Source organism: Sorangium sp. So ce321 (assembly GCF_051530195.1).
GTDB lineage: Bacteria > Myxococcota_A > Polyangia > Polyangiales > Polyangiaceae > Sorangium.
The window spans coordinates 8,688,533-8,706,883 of the sequence record NZ_CP150329.1; the positions used below are offsets into that span (position 1 = coordinate 8,688,533).

Genomic DNA, 18,351 nt, shown 5'->3' on the forward strand with positions numbered 1-18,351 from the left:
CGCTCGGCTCAGGTCGACGACCTGAGCGGCGCGCTCGCCCCGAAGAGAACAGCCGGGCGCGCAGCGGCGTCGCCCGGCTGTCGTTCCCTCGGTCGCTCGGCTTAGCGGATATAACGGTTGACGATGTTCTCGTAGAGCTCCTGCTGACCGCTCGTGAGCTTGACCTCACCACCGGCGTTGCCGAGCTCGGCCAGCTGCTCCAGCGTCAGCTTGCCCTGCTCGAAGTCGGCGCCCTTGCCGTTGTCGAACGACGCGTAGCGAGCCTTGCGCATCGACTCGAGCGGCGACTTGCGGATCAGGTCGTCGGCGATGATGAGCGAGCGAGCGAACACGTCCATGCCGCCGATGTGCCCGTGGAAGGTGTCGACCAGATCCGTCGAGTTACGACGGCGCTTGGCGTCGAAGTTGACGCCGCCACCCTGGAACCCGCCGCTGCGGAGCAGGATGAGCATCATCTCCACCGTCTCGTTGATGCTGTAGGGGAACTGATCGGTGTCCCACGCGTTCTGGTAGTCGCCGCGGTTGGCGTCGATGCTGCCGAGCATCCCGGCGTCCGCCGCGACCTGCATCTCGTGATCCATGGTGTGACCGGCGAGCGTCGCGTGGTTCGTCTCCAGGTTGAGCTTGAAGTCCTTGTCCAGGCCGTGCTGGCGCAGGAACCCGATCACGGTCTCCGCGTCGAAGTCGTACTGGTGCTTGGAGGGCTCCATCGGCTTGGGCTCGATGAAGAAGGTGCCCTTGAAGCCGCGCGAGCGCGCGTAGTCGCGAGCGATGGTCAGGAAGCGAGCGAAGTGAGCCTTCTCGCGCTTCATGTCCGTGTTCAGCAGGCTCATGTACCCTTCGCGGCCGCCCCAGAACACGTAGTTCTCGCCGTTCAGGGCGATGGTGGCGTCGAGGGCGTCCTTGAGCTGAGCACCGGCGTAGGCGAGCACGGAGAAGTCCGGGTTCGTGGAGGCGCCGTTCATGTAGCGCGGGTTGGAGAACAGGTTCGCCGTGCCCCACAGCAGCTTGATGCCCGACTGCGACTGCTTCTGCTTGGCGTACTCGACGATGCCCTGGAGACGACGCGACGTCTCGGCGCGGCTGTCGCCCTCTTCCACCAGGTCGATGTCATGGAAACAGTAATGCGTCGCACCCAGCTTGGTGATGAACTCGAAGTTCGCGTCCATCTTCATACGAGCGCGGGTCAGCGCGTCCTTGCCCTCATCCCAGGGGAAGTTGATCGTCCCAGGACCGAACGGATCGTGCCCACGACCGCAGAACGTGTGCCAGTAGCACACAGCAAACTTGAAGTGGTCCTTCATGGGTTTGCCAGCGACGACTCGGTTGGCATCGTACCACTTGAAGGCGAGGGGGTTGTCGGACTCAGGCCCCTCGTAGGGGATCTTGCCAACACCAGGGAAGTACTCTTTGTCGCCAGTCACAACGGTCATAAACGGATCTCCAGCTGGTGGTCTGCGTGCACCTTATATCAGAGGGCGCCTTCGACAAGAAGGCGTCCGCGAGGTAGTCCGCGAGGTAAAGTACCGCCGCCCCCTGCCGCGCCCGCCTGCTGCTCGAGCTGGTCCACGACGGCGGCGGTATGTTTGCAGCGACATGGTACTTCAGCGCGTGATGGCGGACCGTCGACGTGAGCTAACCGTGAGCGGGACCGAGCCCTGCGCGTCCGTCGCCCCGGGAGGCAAGAACTCGCCCGCAGCTCGCGCCGTCAGCAGCGTTCGCGCGGACGTTACGCTTGAATACCAGCTCAGCGCGCCCTTGTCAATACTCTTTACTAAGTGTGTAAGGCGGAACGCACCGCCCTCTGGCGTCCGGGGCGGCGGGTGGCGCGAGCCGACGAGGGATCGCCTGTCGCGGGGGCGCAGGTCGGCGCCGCTGCGGAGAAGTGGCGATGCAGCAGGCGGCGGCATGAAAGGTACGCTCGGAGCACCACCTCCGCGCCTCCAGGTCGTTCACCGGGATGTGCTCTGACACACGGAGCTGTCCTTGAGGTCCGTGCCCGGGAGTGGACCGTCGACGAGCTCGACGTCCCGGGGGCCGCGGAAGCGGACGCGGCGCGCGCGGCCTCCGTGGCGGGCGAGGAGCTCGGGCGGGTCCGCGGTGCCGCCGCCGCTCTCCGCAGCTCGCCGAGCTCGCTCGCGCCGCTCCCGCCGCCGCCCTCCCCGGGCTCTCTCCCGCCGCTCCCGCCGCCGCGCTCCATCGGGACCAGCACCGCCCCCGGTCACATAGCTGACTGGCTCGCGCCGATCGCGACGGGCGCCGCCGATCGTGTAGACAAGTAGACCGGATCACCGCTTCTTCCGTCGGTAGGTGCCGCGGCGGCGCCGCTCTGCCGCCCGGACCCTGAGGGACAGAGATGACCAACGCAGATCGAGGCGGCGAGAGGACAAGGGGCGTGTGGACCGGAGCCGGCGGCGGCGAGCGCGACGCACGACAGCGCCCGTGGCGTCCGGACCGGCGGGGGCGCCCGGCTGCCCGCGCGATGGCGCTCGCGCTCGCGGCCGGCGCGCTCGGCCTCGGCATGGCCGCCTGCGCGCGTGCCGCCCCGGACGCGTCAGGAACGGCCGCTGCCGGGTCCAGGCCGGCCGCCAGCGCTGGGCCGGCGGCCAGCGCCGCGCCGATCGACAGCCCCGCGCCCGTCGCCAGCGCCGCGCCTTCCGCGACGCCCCCGCCCGCGGGCGCCGCGGGGTGGCGGATCGAGAGCTCCCTCGGCGTGCAGATCGAGGTCCCGGCCGGCTGGGCCGTCAACGACTACGGCTGCAACATGACCCAGGGGCCCACCGTCGTCCGGGCGCAGGGGCCGCAGCGCCAGTGCCTGACGCCGGAGACGCCGAGCAAGCAGGTCGCGATCATCGGCCCCGATGCGCCGGAGGACGCCATGAAAGGTCCGGGGCTCACGCGACGTGGCGTGTCGCTCGGCGGCGTGAGCGCCGAGCGCACGGAGGGGCGGGGCGCGGACGGCCGTTATCTCGGCTGGCTGAGGATCCCGTCGCAGCGTGTCCTGGTCTCGGTCCGGGCCCACGATCCCGAGATCGCACGCCGGATCCTCGACAGCGCGCAGCTGGTCAGCGTCGACCACAACGGGTGTCCCGCCAGGCGCCCCGCGGGGAAGCGCCCCCAGGCGACGCACCCCGCCGCGCGCTCGGCCATGGCCCCCGGCAACCCGAGCTCGATCTCCATCTGCTACTACGGCACAGCCGCCGATGCGCTGCTGACCTCAGCACGCCTGTCCGGGCAAGAGGCCGCCGCGCTGGCCGCCGCCTTGAGCTCGGCAGCGCCCGGCCCCAACCCCGACGTCGACCCGAAGGAGTGCCTGCTCCCGCCGGCGCCGCCCCCGGCAGACGCGGTGTTGCTGGTGGAAGACGCCGCCGGCCGCGGCGCTGTCCATGTCGCGTTCTCCGGCTGCACCGGGCGCGGACTGGACAACGGCGCGCTGCGCGCGCACGTCGACGTGCCGCTGATCAAGCTCGTCATGACCCCGCTGGGGACGGGCTTCACGTTCAACGGCGACCTCGGCCCCTGAAGGGGTGACGGCGCTGGCCCGGAGGGCCGGAGGCGTGGTGCAGGAAGGAGCATCTCGACTTGCTGCTCGCTCCGTCGGGGCAGCGCGCGCCGACCGGCTCGCCTCGCGCGTCGCGCGTGACGGCGCGGGCGTTTGCCACTAGACTGGCAGTGCCCTTGTGCACCCATGGCGCTCTGGCTTCGAATCGTGTTCTTCTTCTCCGGCGCGGCGGCGCTGGTGTATCAGATCGTCTGGCAGCGGGCGCTCTTCTCCCTGTACGGGCTCGATATCACCTCGGTCACGATGGTGGTCACGGCGTTCATGCTCGGGCTGGGCGCGGGCAGCGCGCTCGGAGGCGCGATCTCACGGGCTCGCCCTGGTGCGGCCTTGCCCGTGTTCGGTGCTGCGGAGATCGGGATCGGCATCTTCGGTTATTTCAGCCTCGGCCTGTTCGATAGCGTCGCCAGGATCACCGGAGTCATCGGCCACCTCACCACCGGCCTCGTCGCGTTCTCGTTGCTGCTGCTGCCGACGACGCTCATGGGGGCGTCCCTGCCGCTGCTCGTCGGACACGCGGTGTCGCGATCGGGGAACGTCGGCCGATCGGTGGGGACGCTCTATTTCGTGAACACGCTGGGGGCGTCGGCAGGCGCCTATGTGTCGGTGCGCACGCTGCTGCCGGCGCTGGGATTGAGCGGCACCGTCGCGGCGGCGGCCTGCCTCAACGTCGTCCTCGGCGTCGCGGTCGTGGTCGGCACCCGGCTCGGGGACGTACGCCGGAGGTGTGAATGAGGTTGCCCGTGGCTTGCGTCGCCGCCGCCCTCAGTGGCTTCATCGCGCTTTCCTACGAGATCCTGTGGGTGCGCACGTATGCCTTCGCGACCGAAGGCCCACCCGACGCCTTCGGGCTGCTCATCGCGGCGTACCTGGTCGGCCTCGCCCTCGGGGCATTCGTCGCAGGAGAGTACTGCCGGCGAGCAGCGCCGGGTCGCCGCCCGCAGCTGGCGATCGTCGGGACCGTGATGGCGCTCACCAGCTCGGCGGCATTCCTCGTGATCCCGGCGACGGCCCGCCTGGTCAGCGCGCGAGGCCTGGGGGCAAGCTGGCCCGGCGTACCACCGGAGTCGACGCTCCCGCTCTTCGCCGTGGGCGCGGCCGGGCTCGGCGCAGGGCTCCCGTTGTTATCGCACTTCGCCATCCCCGCGGACGAGCGGGCGGGCGGCCGCCTCTCCTATATGGTCGTCGGCAACATCGTCGGCTCGGCGCTCGGCAGCCTGGCGACCGGCCTCTGGCTCCTCGACGCGATCTCCCTGCGCGGCCTCAACACCGCCCTGGCGACCGCCGGGTCGGCGCTCGGCGCGGCGCTCGTGATCACCGGGCTCACCACGCCTCTCTCGAGGGTGGTCCTCGGCGCCACGGCGGCGCTCCTGTTCGGGCTCTTCTCGTGGTGCTCCCCGGCGCTGCACGACCAGCTGTACGAGCGGCTCCTCTACAAGGACGAGTTCGTGACGGGCGAGCGGTTCGCTCACACCGTCGAAGGTCGCAGCGGCGTCGTCAATCTGACGACGAGCGGGGTCGTCTACGGCAACGGCTCCTACGATGGGCAGACGAACACCGATCCGCTCCCGCGTCCGGACGACAACCGCGTGCTGCGCGCCTACCTGGTGCCGGCCTTCCACCCCCGTCCGCGGGAGATCTTGATGATCGGGCTGGGCGCCGGCGCATGGCTGCAGGTGCTGGCCAACCTCGACGAGGTCACGCGGATCACCGTGGTCGAGATCGACCCTGGCTACGTCGAGGTGATGCGCCAGACTCCCACGCTGGCCAGCGCTCTCGAGAACCCCAAGGTGGAGATCATCATCGACGACGGGAGGCGCCATCTCGGGCGAACGGCGCAGCGGTTCGACGTCATCATCCAGAACACGATCGTCTACTGGCGCGCCCAGGCGGCCAACCTGCTCTCGCGCGAGTACCTCGCCATCTCGCGCGGACGCCTCCAGCCCGGGGGGATCCTCTACGTGAACGCGACATACTCGGCTGCCGCCCAGAAGACCGTGGCGACCGTGTTTCCGTACGCCATGAGATACCAGAACATGCTCATCGCATCGGACGAGCCGATCGCGATCGACCACGGGCGCTTCGAGCGGAAGCTCGAGCAGTGGCGGATCGACCGACAGCCCGTCCTCCCCCCGGGCGCGCGCGCCGCGGAGCTCGACCTGCTGCGAGAGCAGGACTGGCGCGGGATCCCCACCTGGGAGGGCCGTGAATCCATCCTGCGCCGCACCCAGGATCAGCCGGTGATCACGGACGACAACATGGCGAACGAGTGGTGGGACCTGGACACCTATCCCTGAGCGGCCCGGTGCCTGCTGCCCGCCCGGGCACCTGGACCATCGCGAGAGCAGGTCCCGCGCCCGGCGGAGGCCGCTCCGCCGGCCCCCGTCCGCTCCGCGCTCGCAGCGCTAGGACGAACCTGTCACCTTCGTCCCCCGATCAGCGGCCGTTTCGGGGATGAAAGGACGATCCGGTTCCGGCAGGTTTGTTCAAGAGGATCCGGCGATGAACGGGCAGTGTGACGTACGCGTCAGCCCGAGAGAGGTTGTGCGCACGTTGCTCGCGGCCGGCAAGCCTGTCGGCTCGATCGTGAGCGGCCGTCGGTGCCCCGCGATGACGTCAATGACCGTCAGTGGCAGGAGTGATAGGCGAGACATGAACCAGTACCACAAGCTGTACACACCGCAGGACACCGCCGTCGTCTTCATCGATCATCAGCCGCAGATGACCTTCGGTGTCGCCAGCATCGACCGCGCGACGCTGATCAACAACGTGACCCTCCTCGCGAAGGCGGCGAAGGAGTTCAACGTCCCGACCGTCATCACGTCGGTGGAGACGGAGTCCTTCAGCGGCTACGTGTGGCCTCAGCTCCTCGACGTGTTCCCCGGCCAGGCTGTCATCGAGCGCACCTCGATGAACTCGTGGGACGACCCTGCGTTCCGGGCGGCCATCGAGGCGACCGGCAAGAAGAACCTCCTCATGACGGGGCTGTGGACCGAGGTCTGCGTCACGTGGCCCACCATCGAGCTGCTGGGCGCCGGCTACAACGTCTACGTCGTCGAGGACTGCTGCGGGGCCACCTCTCCTGCGGCCCAGGAAGCGGCCCTGTCGCGCATGGTCCAGGCAGGGGCGGTGCGCCTCACGACCATCCCCGCGCTGCTGGAGTGGCAGCGCGACTGGGCGCGCCGCGAGCACTACGACAACCTCATGGCGCTGCTCAAGCAGCACGCCGGCGCCTACGGCGTGGGCGTCGAGTACGCCTACACGATGGTCCACCACGCGCCTCAGTCCGCGGCGAAGCCGCAGATCGTGCCGAAGAAGGGCAGTCACTAGGCCGGCCGCGCATGGGTCAGACCATCCACATCGCGATCACCCGGCGCGTCCGGCGAGAGCACGCCGCGGCGTTCGAGCGAGGCCTCGCCGAGTTCGCGCGCCGGTCCCTGGCCGAGCACGGCGCGCTGGGGGTGCAGCTCTTGCTCCCCGCGCCGGGCTCCGGCTCGATGGAGTACGGCATCCTCCGCAGCTTCGCCAGCGCGGCCGATCGAGAGGCGTTCTACAAGACAGACCTGTACAGGGAGTGGCTCGCGAAGAGCGAGCCCATGGTCGAAGGCGACCCCACGACCCGGGAGCTGGGCGGGCTCGAAGCGTGGTTCCCCCACCCCCACGCGACGAGCCCGCCCCGCTGGAAGATGGCGCTGCTGACGTGGATCGCGGTCTGGCCCGTGAGCATGGCGGTGCCGGCGGCGCTCATGCCCCTGCTCGGAGCGAGCCTCCCTCGCGCGCTCTCGGCGGGCATCGTCGCGGCCGGCATCGTCGTCGCGTTGACGTGGGCGGTGATGCCCCTCCTGGTGAAGGCGGCCGCCGGGTGGCTCCACCAGGACCAGGCGAAAGGAGACTCATGAAGACGGCTGATCTCATCCTCGTCAACGGACGCATCACGACGCTCGATCCGCGTCGCCCCGAGGCGCGGGAGGTCGTCGTGGTCGACGGGCGCATCGCCGGGGTCGACGACGCCTCGGCGTTCCACCGCGGGCCGGGGACGAGGGTCGTCGACCTCGGCGGGCGCAGGGTCATCCCCGGCCTCAACGACTCCCATCTCCACGTCATCCGCGGCGGCCTGAACTACAACATGGAGCTGCGCTGGGAGGGCGTGCCCTCGCTGTCGCTCGCCCTCCGGATGCTCCGCGAGCAGGCGGCGCGCACGCCGGCCCCGCAGTGGGTGCGCGTCGTCGGCGGCTGGAGCGAGTTCCAGTTCGCCGAGCGCCGCATGCCGACGCTGGACGAGATCAACGCCGCCGCGCCGGACACCCCGGTCTTCATCCTGCACCTCTACGGCCGGGCCCTGCTCAACGGCGCGGCCCTGCGGGCCTGCGGCTACACGAAGCAGACGCCCGACCCGCCCGGCGGCGAGATCGCCCGCGACAGGGCGGGCAACCCCACCGGCCTGCTGATCGCGCGGCCGAACGCGACGATCCTCTACGCGACCCTGGCGAAGGGGCCGAAGCTCCCGCCGGAGTACCAGGTCAACTCGACACGCCACTTCATGCGGGAGCTGAACCGCCTCGGCGTGACGAGCGTGTGCGACGCCGGCGGCGGCTTCCAGAACTACCCCGAGGACTACGAGATCATCCGCCAGCTCCACGAGCGCGGCGAGATGACGTTGCGCATCGCGTACAACCTCTTCACGCAGAAGGCCGGCGCGGAGCTCGAGGACTTCGCGCGCTGGTCCAGGGCCGTGAGGCCCGGTGAGGGCGACGACCTGCTCCGCTGCAACGGCGCCGGAGAGATGCTGGTCTTCTCCGCGGCGGACTTCGAGGACTTCCTGGAGCCGCGCCCGGACCTCGCCGGGACGCTCGAGGCCGAGCTCGAGCGCGTGGTGCGCTTCCTGGCCGAGAACCGCTGGCCATTCAGGCTCCACGCCACGTATGACGAGTCGATCCAGCGATTCCTCGGCGTCTTCGAGAAGGTCGACCACGACGTGCCGCTCGGAGGGCTGCACTGGTTCTTCGACCACTGCGAGACGATCTCGGACCGCAGCATGGAACGCGTGAAGGCGCTCGGCGGCGGTATCGCGGTCCAGCACCGGATGGCCTTCCAGGGAGAGTACTTCGTGGCGCGGTACGGGGCGAAGGCGGCGGAGCGCACGCCGCCGATCCGGCGCATGCTCGAGATGGGCATCCCTGTCGGGGCAGGCACGGACGCCACGCGCGTGGCGAGCTACAACCCGTTCGTCTCGCTGTACTGGATGACCACGGGGCGGACGCTCGGAGGGCTCTCCCTCTACCCCGCGGCGTCGCGGCTGACGCGGGAGGAGGCGCTCCGGCTGTACACCCAGGGGAGCTCCTGGATGTCGCGCGACGAGGGCGCGCGCGGCGCGATCGCGGCCGGTCAGCTCGCCGATCTGGCCGTGCTGAGCGACGACTACTTCCGTGTTCCCGACGAGGAGATCCAGTCGCTCGAGTCGGTGCTCACGATCCTCGGCGGCAAGCCGGTGTACGCCGCCGGCGAGTTCAAGCCGCTCGACCCGGGGGACCTGCCCGTCATGCCCGACTGGTCGCCGGTGCACCACCACCCCGGCGCGTGGCGGCGCTCGCCCGCGGAGGAGGGCATCGTCGATCGAGCGCACAGGCAAGCGCCGACACACCGGTGCTCGACGGAGCTTCCGCGGTGGCTCTCAGGGCTGCGCGGGCTGCTCGACGGCGGGTGCGAGTGCTTCGCGTTCTGACGCGCGCGAGCGCGCCTGATCCGCGCCCTGACGGGCTCCAGCCAGGCTCGCTACAGGGACGAATCCCCATCACCGGAAGCACGATGGCATTGAAGGTGTGAACCTCCGCGACCCGCGCCGGAGCCACGGGTCATGGGGGCGAGGTGCCGGCGCAGTGGCTCCGGCGCCACGAGCTCGGGGGCACACCGATGATCTTCCGGAACGCGCGCGTGAAATGGCTCTGATCGCTGAAGCCGCAGCGAAGCGCGATCTCGGCGAGCGAGCGGTTCGGGTCGAGCATCAGGGCCTTGGACCGCTCGACCCGCCGGCGGAGCAGCCAGCGGTGGGGCGGCATGGCCATGCTCTCCCGGAACGCGTGCGCGAAATGGCTGATCGAGACGCCGCAAGCGTCGGCGAGGTCGGCGAGCCGGAGGTCGTTGCCGAGGTTCTCCTCGATGAGCTCCGTCGCTCGGCGCACCTGCCACCGGGTGAGGCGCCGGCAGCCCTGGCTGGCGGCCGGCGCCGCGTGACCATAGGTCTTGCCGAGGTGAGCGACGAGCGCCCAGCCGATATGATCGAGGAACAGCGCATTGGCTTGCTCGGGGTGGTCCAGCGCCGGGATGACCGCGCTGGCCAGCGCGCGGATCACGGGATCGTCGACGGGCACCGCCGGCGCGACGTGGAGCTCCGAGCTCTGGAGCCGGCGCTCGTCGGCGTCGAGCGCCTTCAACGCGGCCTGGGGGACGTGGAAATTCACCGCGTCGAAGCGCTTGTGGATACAAGCGCGCCAGTCCTGGCGGTAGTCGAGCACGCTCGCCAGGCCGGCGGGCGGCCTCAACGTGGAGATGTGGCGGTCGTCCACCCAGACGTCCTCGTGGGAGTCGCTGAGGCGGAGTGTGACGAGGTAGGCATGCTCCGGCTCGTGGGCGTCCAGCATGCCGAGGTCGTCGAAATCGCAGCGTATACGTGAGAAGCCGATGATCCCTTTTCCCAGGTCGCGCGTGACCAGGGTCCGGATCTGCGCCGCGTCCGCGTAGCGCAGGTACAGGTTGCGTTCCGAGATGTCCTTCATGAAGCGGTGCGTCGTCGGCCAGCTGCACGGTCACTCTACGGCCGCGCTTCATCGAAGCCCAGAGCGACGTCTCGCCTCGCGGGCGAGCCCGTCCGCTTCCCCCTCCCCCACGCGCCGCGCGGCCCCCACAGCACCGCGTGACGCGGCAGCGAGCCACGGCCCTGCTCCATCGCGCGCAGCACGGCGCCCTGGAGCGGCCTGGCCGTGCCTGTCACAGGAGGGTGTATGGGACGGACCTTCTCCGAGCTGGACGACGACCTCACCGGCTTCCTCGCCGAGCAGCGCCTCTTCTTCGTCGCCTCCGCGCCTTCGGGCGACGGCGGGCACGTCAACGTGTCGCCGAAGGGGTACGACACCTTCCGCGTCCTCGACCCGCGGACCGTGGCCTACCTCGACCTGACCGGCAGCGGCGTCGAGACCATCGCGCACCTGCGCGACAACGGCCGCATCACGCTGATGTTCTGCGCGTTCGCCGGGCCACCCCGCATCGTGCGCCTCCAGGGCCGCGGCGAGCCGGTCTTCCCCGGCGACCCGCGCTTCGACGCGCTGGCGAGCCTGTTCCCGCCGCTGCCGGGCGTCCGGTCGGTGATCCGCGTGGCGCTCGAGCGCATCGCCACGTCGTGCGGCTACGCCGTGCCGCTCATGGCGTACGAGGGCGAGCGGGACACGCTGTCGAAATGGGCGGAGCGCAAGGGGCCGGAGGGCCTCCCGCGCTACCGGCTGGAGAAGAACACGAAGAGCATCGACGGCCTGCCGGGCTTGCCCCCGCCGCCCGGGGACGCGGGCGGCTCGACGCCCGGAGCCCCTTCAGGAACAGGTGACGTCCATGGGGCATGACATCGATCGTCTGCATTTGCACCATGTAGGCCATGTGGTGAGCGACCTCGAGGAAGGCCTCGAGCTCTATCGGCGGCTCGGCTTTCACCTGTCGCCGCCCGCCTGCCCCGTGCTGTCGCTCAGGGAGGGCGAGCCTCCCCGGCCGATCGGCGCGGCGAACACCCACGCCAACTTCCCGCGCAGCTTCGTCGAGCTCATGAGCTGCGTCAGCGACGACGATCCCGACCGGCTCCCGCGCGGCGCCAGGCGCATCCCCATCCAGGCTCCCCCGGAGCACCTGCCGCGGATCACCGCGGCCATCCGCAGCACCGTCGCCAGGGTCGCCTCGTGCCTCGCGCGCTTCCAGGGCCTGCACATCCTCGTCTTCAAGACGTCCGACGCCGACGCCACCGCCGGCCGGCTGAGCGCGGAGGGCGTCCGTCACGGGGGCGTCAACACCGTCCGGCGCCCGATCGACACCGCGAGCGGGACGCGGATGGAGCCGACCCGCCTCGTCGAGATCGACAGCGACGAGCCGGAGGAGGCCAGGGCAGGCCGCGTGTCCGAGGGGAGGCTCGCGGTGGCGGAGGACCCGCCGGCGGAGGTGCTCGACGCGCAGCTCGACCTCGATCACCCGAACGGCGCGGTCGCTCTCGTGGGGTCCGTGCTCTGCGTCGCCCGGGCCGCCTTGCCCGACGTCGAGCGCCGCTACGAGAAGTACCTCGGCCGCCCCGCGCGCGCCGACGGGCCGACGCGCGTCTTCGAGCTCGAGGGCTCCCAGGTCACCCTCGTCGCCGACGCCGACCTGGACACGCTCCTGCCGGGCGAGCGGGCCCCCGCGCTCCCGGCCTTCGCCGCCTACGCTGTCGCGGTGCGCGACCTCGGCGCCGCGCGGAGGCTGCTGGAGGAGAACGGCTTGCCGCTGCGGCGGTCGGCGGCCGGCGACCTCTTCGTCCCGGCCGCCGCGGCGCTCGGCGCCGCGATCGTCTTTCGACAGGCTGACTGAGCACGCCCGCGGCAGGCCAGCTGAGCGAGGCCGCCGGGGCGGCGCTCACGTCAAGAACGCATTCTCGAGATGCGTGTTCACGTACCCCGGCTTCTCGCGCGGCAAGGTCATGACAGCCACCTGCCCGGCGCGCCCCGGCACGCACCGTAAGTTCCTTTGCGTTCCAATCATTTCCCGGCCGCCGGCGAGGGCGCAAATGTCAAGGCCGAACCAGGTTGTGACGCGCGGCGCCTGCCCGGGTGACCTCAGAAGCTGAGAGGAAGCAGCCGAGTCCGCCCCGCGCCGCGTCGCGCAACGTGCGTCATTCGTCCGCGGTGCTCGTGGAATCCGCCGCGGAAAGACGTCGTGAGCTCTGGTGGAATCCGCCGCGGAAGACGTCGTGAAGAAGAGCCGAGTGGAGCAGGATGAAGTGATTTTCGGCTAGAGGTGCGAGGGGCGCCCGATCTACCCTGTGCCGGGGTCGTCGACTTCCTGCCCGAGCGCAGTCGCTCGTGTTCGTCGAGGTGTGTCGTGAGTTTGAGAACGTCTTATCTGGCTTTGGCGGTGGGATTACTGCAAGTAGCTGCCGCCTGTGGAGGGGATGCCCCCTCCACGGGCGGCGAAACAGGCGCGGGCGGCGCGGGGAGCGGCGCGGTCTCCGGCAGCGGCGCGGCTGCCGGCACCGGCGGCGACGACTTCGCTGCCGGCGTCGGCGTCGGCACCGGCGGCGAGGGCGGCGGGCCGGACCCGTGCGCCGGCGACGACCCGCCCCCCGAGTGCGAGCTGCCGCAGGAGCCAGCGTGCGGCGACGGCCAGATCAACCAGGCCAGCGAGGCGTGCGACGACGGCAACAGCCTGCCCGGCGACTGCTGCTCCGGGCTGTGCGAGATCGAGCCCTACTGCGCATGTCCCACGCCCGGCGCGCCGTGCGTCCTGACCATCGCCTGCGGCGATGGCGTGCTCGATCCGGGCGAGTTCTGCGACGACGGCAACACCGCGGATGGCGACGGCTGCAGCGCCGACTGCTTCTTCGTCGACCCCTCGTACGTCTGTCCGATGCCGGGCCAGCCGTGCACGCTGCTCTACGACTGTGGCGACGGCCGCGTGAACGGCTCGGAGGAGTGCGACGACCGCAACGAGGCGTCCGGCGACGGCTGTAACGCCGACTGCCGGCGCGAGGCGGGCTTCGTTTGCTCCAGGCCGGGGCAGCCCTGCGAGCGCGTGCCGGTCTGCGGCAACGGCGACAAGGAGAGCGGCGAGCAGTGCGACGACGGCAACGCCGCCAGCGGCGACGGCTGCTCGAGCCTCTGCCGGCAGGAGTCGTTCTATACGTGCCCCACCCCGGGAGAGCCCTGCGAGCTGCAGATCCGGTGCGGCGACGGCGCGGTCGACCCCGGCGAGCTCTGCGACGACGGCAACACGCTGAACGGCGACGGCTGCAGCGCCGACTGCAGGGTGCTCGACCCGCTCTTCGTGTGCCCCGAGCCGGGCGAGCCCTGCATCCGGCTTTACCGCTGCGGTGATGGCCGCGTGAACAGCGGCGAGCAGTGCGAGGACGGCGACGACCCGCCCGCGTCCGGCGACGGCTGCAGCGCGGAGTGCATGCGCGAGCCGGGCTACGTGTGCCCGAGGCCCGGGCAGGCGTGCGAGCTCCTGCCCGTCTGCGGCAACGGGTTCCTGGAGAGCGGCGAGCAGTGCGACGACGCCAACGTCGCGAGCGGCGATGGCTGCTCGAGCCTGTGCCGGCAGGAGGCGTTCTATTCCTGTCCGATCCCCGGGCAGCCCTGCCAGCTGCAGCTCCGGTGCGGCGACGGCGTCGTGAACCCCGGCGAGGTCTGCGACGACGGCAACACGGCGAGCGGCGACGGCTGCAGAGCGGACTGCAGCGCGGTGGAGCCGAATTACGTGTGCACCACGCCGGGTGAGCCCTGCGTCGTCCCGTTCCGGTGCGGCGACGGCCGAGTGAACGGCTCGGAGGAGTGCGAGGACGGCGACAGCCCGCCCGCGTCCGGCGACGGCTGCAGCGCGACGTGCATGCGCGAGGATGGATATCAGTGCAGCCGGCCCGGCCAGCCGTGCACGCGGCTGCCTGTCTGCGGCAACGGCGCCAAGGAGACCGGCGAGCAGTGCGACGACGGCAACACCGCCGGCGGCGACGGCTGCTCGAGCCTGTGCCGGCAGGAGGCGTTCTACACCTGCCCGAACCCGGGGCAGCCCTGCCAGCTGCAGATCCGCTGCGGCGACGGCGTGGTGAACCCGGGCGAGCTCTGCGACGACGGCAACACGGCGAGCGGCGACGGCTGCAGCGCGGACTGCAAGACGGTGGACACCGCGTATGTGTGCCCCGAGCCCGGTGAGCCCTGCGTCCTCCTCTACCGGTGCGGCGATGGCCGCGTGAACGGCTCGGAGGAGTGCGACGACGCCGACGACCCGCCCGCGTCCGGCGACGGCTGCACGGCCGCCTGCCGGCTCGAGGACGGCTGGATCTGCAGGCCGGGCCAGCCCTGCACGCGGAGGACGTACTGCGGCGACGGCGTGGTCCAGCCGGGCGAGCAGTGCGACGACGGCGGCGACGCCAGCCCTGTCGGCGGCGACGGTTGCACGCCGCAGTGCAAGATCGAGCTCGGCTGGACGTGCCCGCCGACCGGCGGGCACTGCACCCCGCCTGCGCCTCCCGTCTGCGGAGACGGCGTGATCGGCGGCACCGAGACGTGCGACGACGGACAGAAGCCCCCGGCCAGCGGCGACGGCTGCAGCGCCGACTGCCAGCTCGTCGAGGATGGGTGGGATTGCTCGCGCGTCGGGTTCCCGTGCAAGACGATCTGCGGCGACGGGATCAAGATGGGCGCCGAGCAGTGCGACGACGGCGATCTCTTCCCGGGCGACGGCTGCGACGAGACCTGCAAGATCGAGCCGGGCCGGGTGTGTGACGACGGCGAGCCCCAGGATTGCCTGGGCTTCTCGCTCTGCGGCGACGGCATCGCCGAGGGCACCGAGGTCTGCGACGACGGCAACGACAACTGGCGAGACGGCTGCACGCCGGACTGCAAGCGCGAGCCGAACTGCCCGCTCGGCGCGTGCGTCTCGGAGTGCGGCGACGGCATCCTCCTGCCCGGCGACGCGACCGAGCAGTGCGATGACGGCAACAACGAGAGCGGCGACGGCTGCTCCGCCGACTGCGCGGTCGAGGCCGGCTACGTCTGCACGGTGGAGGCCACCGAGATGCGGCTGCCGATGGTCCTCCGCGACTTCATCGGCTATTGCCCGACGAACAACACCTTCAGCTCCACGGCCAACGGCGCCTGCGACGCCAACCAGGGCGATGCGCTCCGCGGGCACCTCGACTTCGAGATCAGCCCCGACGGCGCGCAGATCGACGGCACCGTCGCGACGACGCTCGACGCCGACGGCAAGCCCGTGAACGCACGCGGAACCGGCACGCTCACGCCGGCCGCCGCGAACGGCTGGACCACGGGGCAAACCAACTTCCAGTGGTGGTACCGGGACAACCCCAACTTCAACAGGACGATCATGACCACGATCGACCTGGTCGAGACGAGCCCCGGGACCTTCGTCTACGAGCGGAGCCCGTTCTGGCCGCTGGACCTCGCCCCGCCCGGCGGGGATCCCGTGCTCGAGAGCCTGGTCGCAAGCGGCCTGGAGCTGCAGCAGAACGGCGAAGCCGGCCAGAGGCACAACTTCTACTTCACGAGCGAGGTCCGCTACTGGTTCCAGTTCAACTCGGACACGAGGGCGGCCGACCCTGTGCTCACGTTCTACGGTGACGACGACGTCTGGGTGTTCATCAAGAACACGCTGACCGCGGACATCGGCGGCATCCACCAGCGCAACCAGGAGAGCGTGACCATCCTCGACAACGGCAACGCCCGCGTGACCCCCTGCACCGAGACCAACTGCCCGGATCGCGCGCCTTACACCGTCAACCTGGGCCTCGAGAACGGCAAGGTCTACGAGATCGCGGTGTTCCAGGCCGAGCGCCACGTCACCGGGTCGAACTACCAGCTCACGCTGGCGGGCTTCAGCGCCGGCAGATCGGCCTGCACGCCGCAGTGCGGGGTCGACCCGCCGGTCGTGACGCCCGGTGAGGAGTGCGACGACGGCACCCGGAACGGGACGGGCTACGGCAAGTGCAACAACTGCCAGCTCGGCGCGTACTGCGGCGACGGCGTGAGGAACGGCCCCGAGGCCTGCGACAACGGCGTGAACAACAGCACGTACGCCAACGCCTCCGGCGCCTGCGCGCCGGGGTGCGTGGCCCCGCCCCGCTGCGGCGACGGCGCGGTCAACGCCCCGTACGAGGCGTGCGACCTCGGCGCCGGCAACACGGCGGGCGGCTACGGCGGCTGCACGACGTCCTGCGACATCGGGCCTTACTGCGGCGACGCGATCCGCAACGGCACCGAGCAGTGCGACGACGGCATCAACGACGGCACCTACGGCACCTGCAACCCGACCTGCACGCCGGCCCCGAAGTGCGGCGACGGCCGCGTCGACGCGGACTGGGGCGAGGAGTGCGACGACGCGGACGACCCGTACTGCGTGGCCTGCCAGCTCGGCGAGCACTGCGGCGACGGGGTGGTGCAGCCGGAGTTCGACGAGGAGTGCGACGACGGCATCAACGACGGCGGGTACGGCCAGTGCAACCGCTCGTGCGTGCTCGGGCCCCGCTGCGGCGACGGCATCGTCCAGCCCGAGGACGAGAACTGCGACCTCGGCGACGGCAACAACACCGGCGCGCACGGAGGGTGCACCCGTACCTGCAACTACGCGCCGTACTGCGGCGATGGCATCAGGAACGGCGCCGAGGGGTGCGACGACGGCGTGAACGACGGCGCGTACGGCACCTGCAACCCGGGCTGCACGCCGGCCCCGAAGTGCGGCGACAACCGCGTCGACGTGGACTGGGGCGAGGAGTGCGACAGCGCCACCGACCCGTACTGCATCAGCTGCCACATCGCCTCGCAGTGCGGTAACGGCGTCACGCAGCCCGAGCTCGGCGAGGAGTGCGACGACGGCGTGAACGACGGCGGGTACGGCCAGTGCGGCCCCTCGTGCGTGTACGGTCCCCGCTGCGGCGACGGCATCGTGCAGCCCGGCGAGGAGCAGTGCGACCTCGGTGACGGCAACAACACGGGCGCTTACGGCGGGTGCACCTCCACCTGCCGCTACGCGCCTTACTGCGGCGATGGCGTCAGGAACGGCCGCGAGGCGTGCGACGACGGCGTGAACGACGGCACCTACGGCACCTGCAGCCCGGGCTGCCTGCCGGCCCCGCGGTGCGGCGACAACCACGTCGACGCGGACTGGGGCGAGGAGTGCGACAACGCGGCCGACGCGAGCTGCGCGAGCTGCCGGCTCGGCGCGCACTGCGGCGACGGGGTGGTTCAGTCGCAGTTCGGCGAGGAGTGCGACGACGGCATCAACGACGGCGGGTACGGCCAGTGCAACCCCTCGTGCGTGTACGGGCCGCGCTGCGGCGACGCCATCGTCCAGCCCGAGGAAGAGGAGTGCGACCTCGGCGAGGACATGAACAGCGGCGTCTACGGCGGGTGCAACCTCCTCTGCCAGTACGGGCCGTACTGCGGCGACGGCATCGTCAGCGGCGCCGAGACGTGCGACGACGGCGTGAACGACGGCGTGTACGGGAGCTGCCTGCCCAACTGCACCCCCGCGGCCAGGTGCGGCGACAGCAACGTCGACGACGAGTGGGGCGAGCAGTGCGATCCCCCGAACGCGGCGACGGGCTGCAGCAACAACTGCCGCCTCGGCGCCCAGTGCGGCGACGGCGTCGTGCAGCCGGGCGAGCAGTGCGACGACGGCGATAACGACGGCGGTTACGGCCAGTGCGGCCCGCGCTGCCAGCTCGGCCCGCGCTGCGGCGACGGCATCCGCAACGGCACCGAGCAGTGCGACGACGGCGACGGCCACAACACCGGCGGCTACGGCAAGTGCGCGCCGGGCTGCGTCTACGGGCCGTACTGCGGCGACGGCAAGCTGCAGAGCTTGTACGAGGACTGCGACGACGGCAACCGCATGGCTGGCGACGGCTGCAGCCTGACCTGCCAGTACGACAGCATCCCCAACTAGCCCCGCCCGCCAGCGGGCGCGCGGGGAGCAGGCCTCGTCCGAGGCCTGCCCCCGCGAGCTCACCGCCCGCTCCCCCACCCTCCCTCGATCCAGCCGCTGACGGCGGCCAC

Annotated in this window: 11 protein-coding genes; 9 read left to right on the top strand and 2 right to left on the bottom strand. The window is 70.9% G+C overall.

All coding sequences use genetic code 11. From position 1 onward, the window contains the following. Positions 1-101: 101 nt before the first annotated feature. On the bottom strand, positions 102-1,433 hold the full coding sequence (gene xylA, locus WME89_RS32060; RefSeq protein ID WP_438003471.1) for a xylose isomerase: 1,332 nt from the start codon (positions 1,431-1,433) through the stop codon (positions 102-104). Between the two features lie 962 nt (positions 1,434-2,395). Between xylA and WME89_RS32065 the strand changes: the two genes are divergently transcribed. The 6 genes from WME89_RS32065 to WME89_RS32090 all read left to right on the top strand — a co-directional run bounded on the left by WME89_RS32065 (position 2,396) and on the right by WME89_RS32090 (position 9,281). Then, complete coding sequence (locus tag WME89_RS32065; protein ID WP_438003472.1) at positions 2,396-3,523, top strand: hypothetical protein; 1,128 nt, start codon at positions 2,396-2,398, stop codon at positions 3,521-3,523. Between the two features lie 165 nt (positions 3,524-3,688). Continuing rightward, on the top strand, positions 3,689-4,294 hold the full coding sequence (locus WME89_RS32070; protein WP_437618373.1) for a fused MFS/spermidine synthase: 606 nt from the start codon (positions 3,689-3,691) through the stop codon (positions 4,292-4,294). An 8-nt stretch (positions 4,295-4,302) separates the two neighbouring features. Further along, the gene (locus tag WME89_RS32075) at positions 4,303-5,856 is read left to right on the top strand and encodes a hypothetical protein (protein WP_438003473.1); all 1,554 of its coding nucleotides are present in this window, start codon (positions 4,303-4,305) and stop codon (positions 5,854-5,856) included. A gap of 355 nt (positions 5,857-6,211) precedes the next feature. Further along, positions 6,212-6,889 (top strand): hydrolase, encoded by a 678-nt coding sequence (locus WME89_RS32080; protein WP_438003474.1) that lies wholly within the window; start codon positions 6,212-6,214, stop codon positions 6,887-6,889. An 11-nt stretch (positions 6,890-6,900) separates the two neighbouring features. Beyond that, positions 6,901-7,458 carry an antibiotic biosynthesis monooxygenase gene (locus WME89_RS32085; RefSeq protein WP_438003475.1) on the top strand — a complete coding sequence of 186 codons (558 nt, stop codon included), beginning with the start codon at positions 6,901-6,903 and terminating at the stop codon, positions 7,456-7,458. Then, a complete protein-coding gene (locus WME89_RS32090) occupies positions 7,455-9,281 on the top strand; it encodes an amidohydrolase (RefSeq protein ID WP_438003476.1) in 1,827 nt (608 codons plus the stop codon). Before WME89_RS32085 ends, WME89_RS32090 begins: the two co-directional genes overlap by 4 nt. A 130-nt stretch (positions 9,282-9,411) precedes the next feature. On the opposite strand, the gene WME89_RS32095 is transcribed toward WME89_RS32090, so the two are convergent. Continuing rightward, positions 9,412-10,332, bottom strand: coding sequence for a helix-turn-helix domain-containing protein (locus WME89_RS32095; RefSeq protein ID WP_438003477.1), 921 nt, complete (start codon positions 10,330-10,332; stop codon positions 9,412-9,414). Between the two features lie 225 nt (positions 10,333-10,557). Here WME89_RS32095 and WME89_RS32100 point away from each other — a divergent pair, with 225 nt between their 5' ends. The 3 genes from WME89_RS32100 to WME89_RS32110 all read left to right on the top strand — a co-directional run bounded on the left by WME89_RS32100 (position 10,558) and on the right by WME89_RS32110 (position 18,241). Beyond that, positions 10,558-11,169: a pyridoxamine 5'-phosphate oxidase family protein gene (locus WME89_RS32100; RefSeq protein WP_438003478.1), complete on the top strand. Its 612-nt coding sequence runs from the start codon at positions 10,558-10,560 to the stop codon at positions 11,167-11,169. Beyond that, positions 11,159-12,154: a VOC family protein gene (locus WME89_RS32105; RefSeq protein WP_438003479.1), complete on the top strand. Its 996-nt coding sequence runs from the start codon at positions 11,159-11,161 to the stop codon at positions 12,152-12,154. Before WME89_RS32100 ends, WME89_RS32105 begins: the two co-directional genes overlap by 11 nt. 543 nt (positions 12,155-12,697) lie before the next feature. After that, complete coding sequence (locus WME89_RS32110) at positions 12,698-18,241, top strand: DUF4215 domain-containing protein (RefSeq protein WP_438003480.1); 5,544 nt, start codon at positions 12,698-12,700, stop codon at positions 18,239-18,241. The last annotated feature ends 110 nt before the right edge of the window (positions 18,242-18,351 follow it).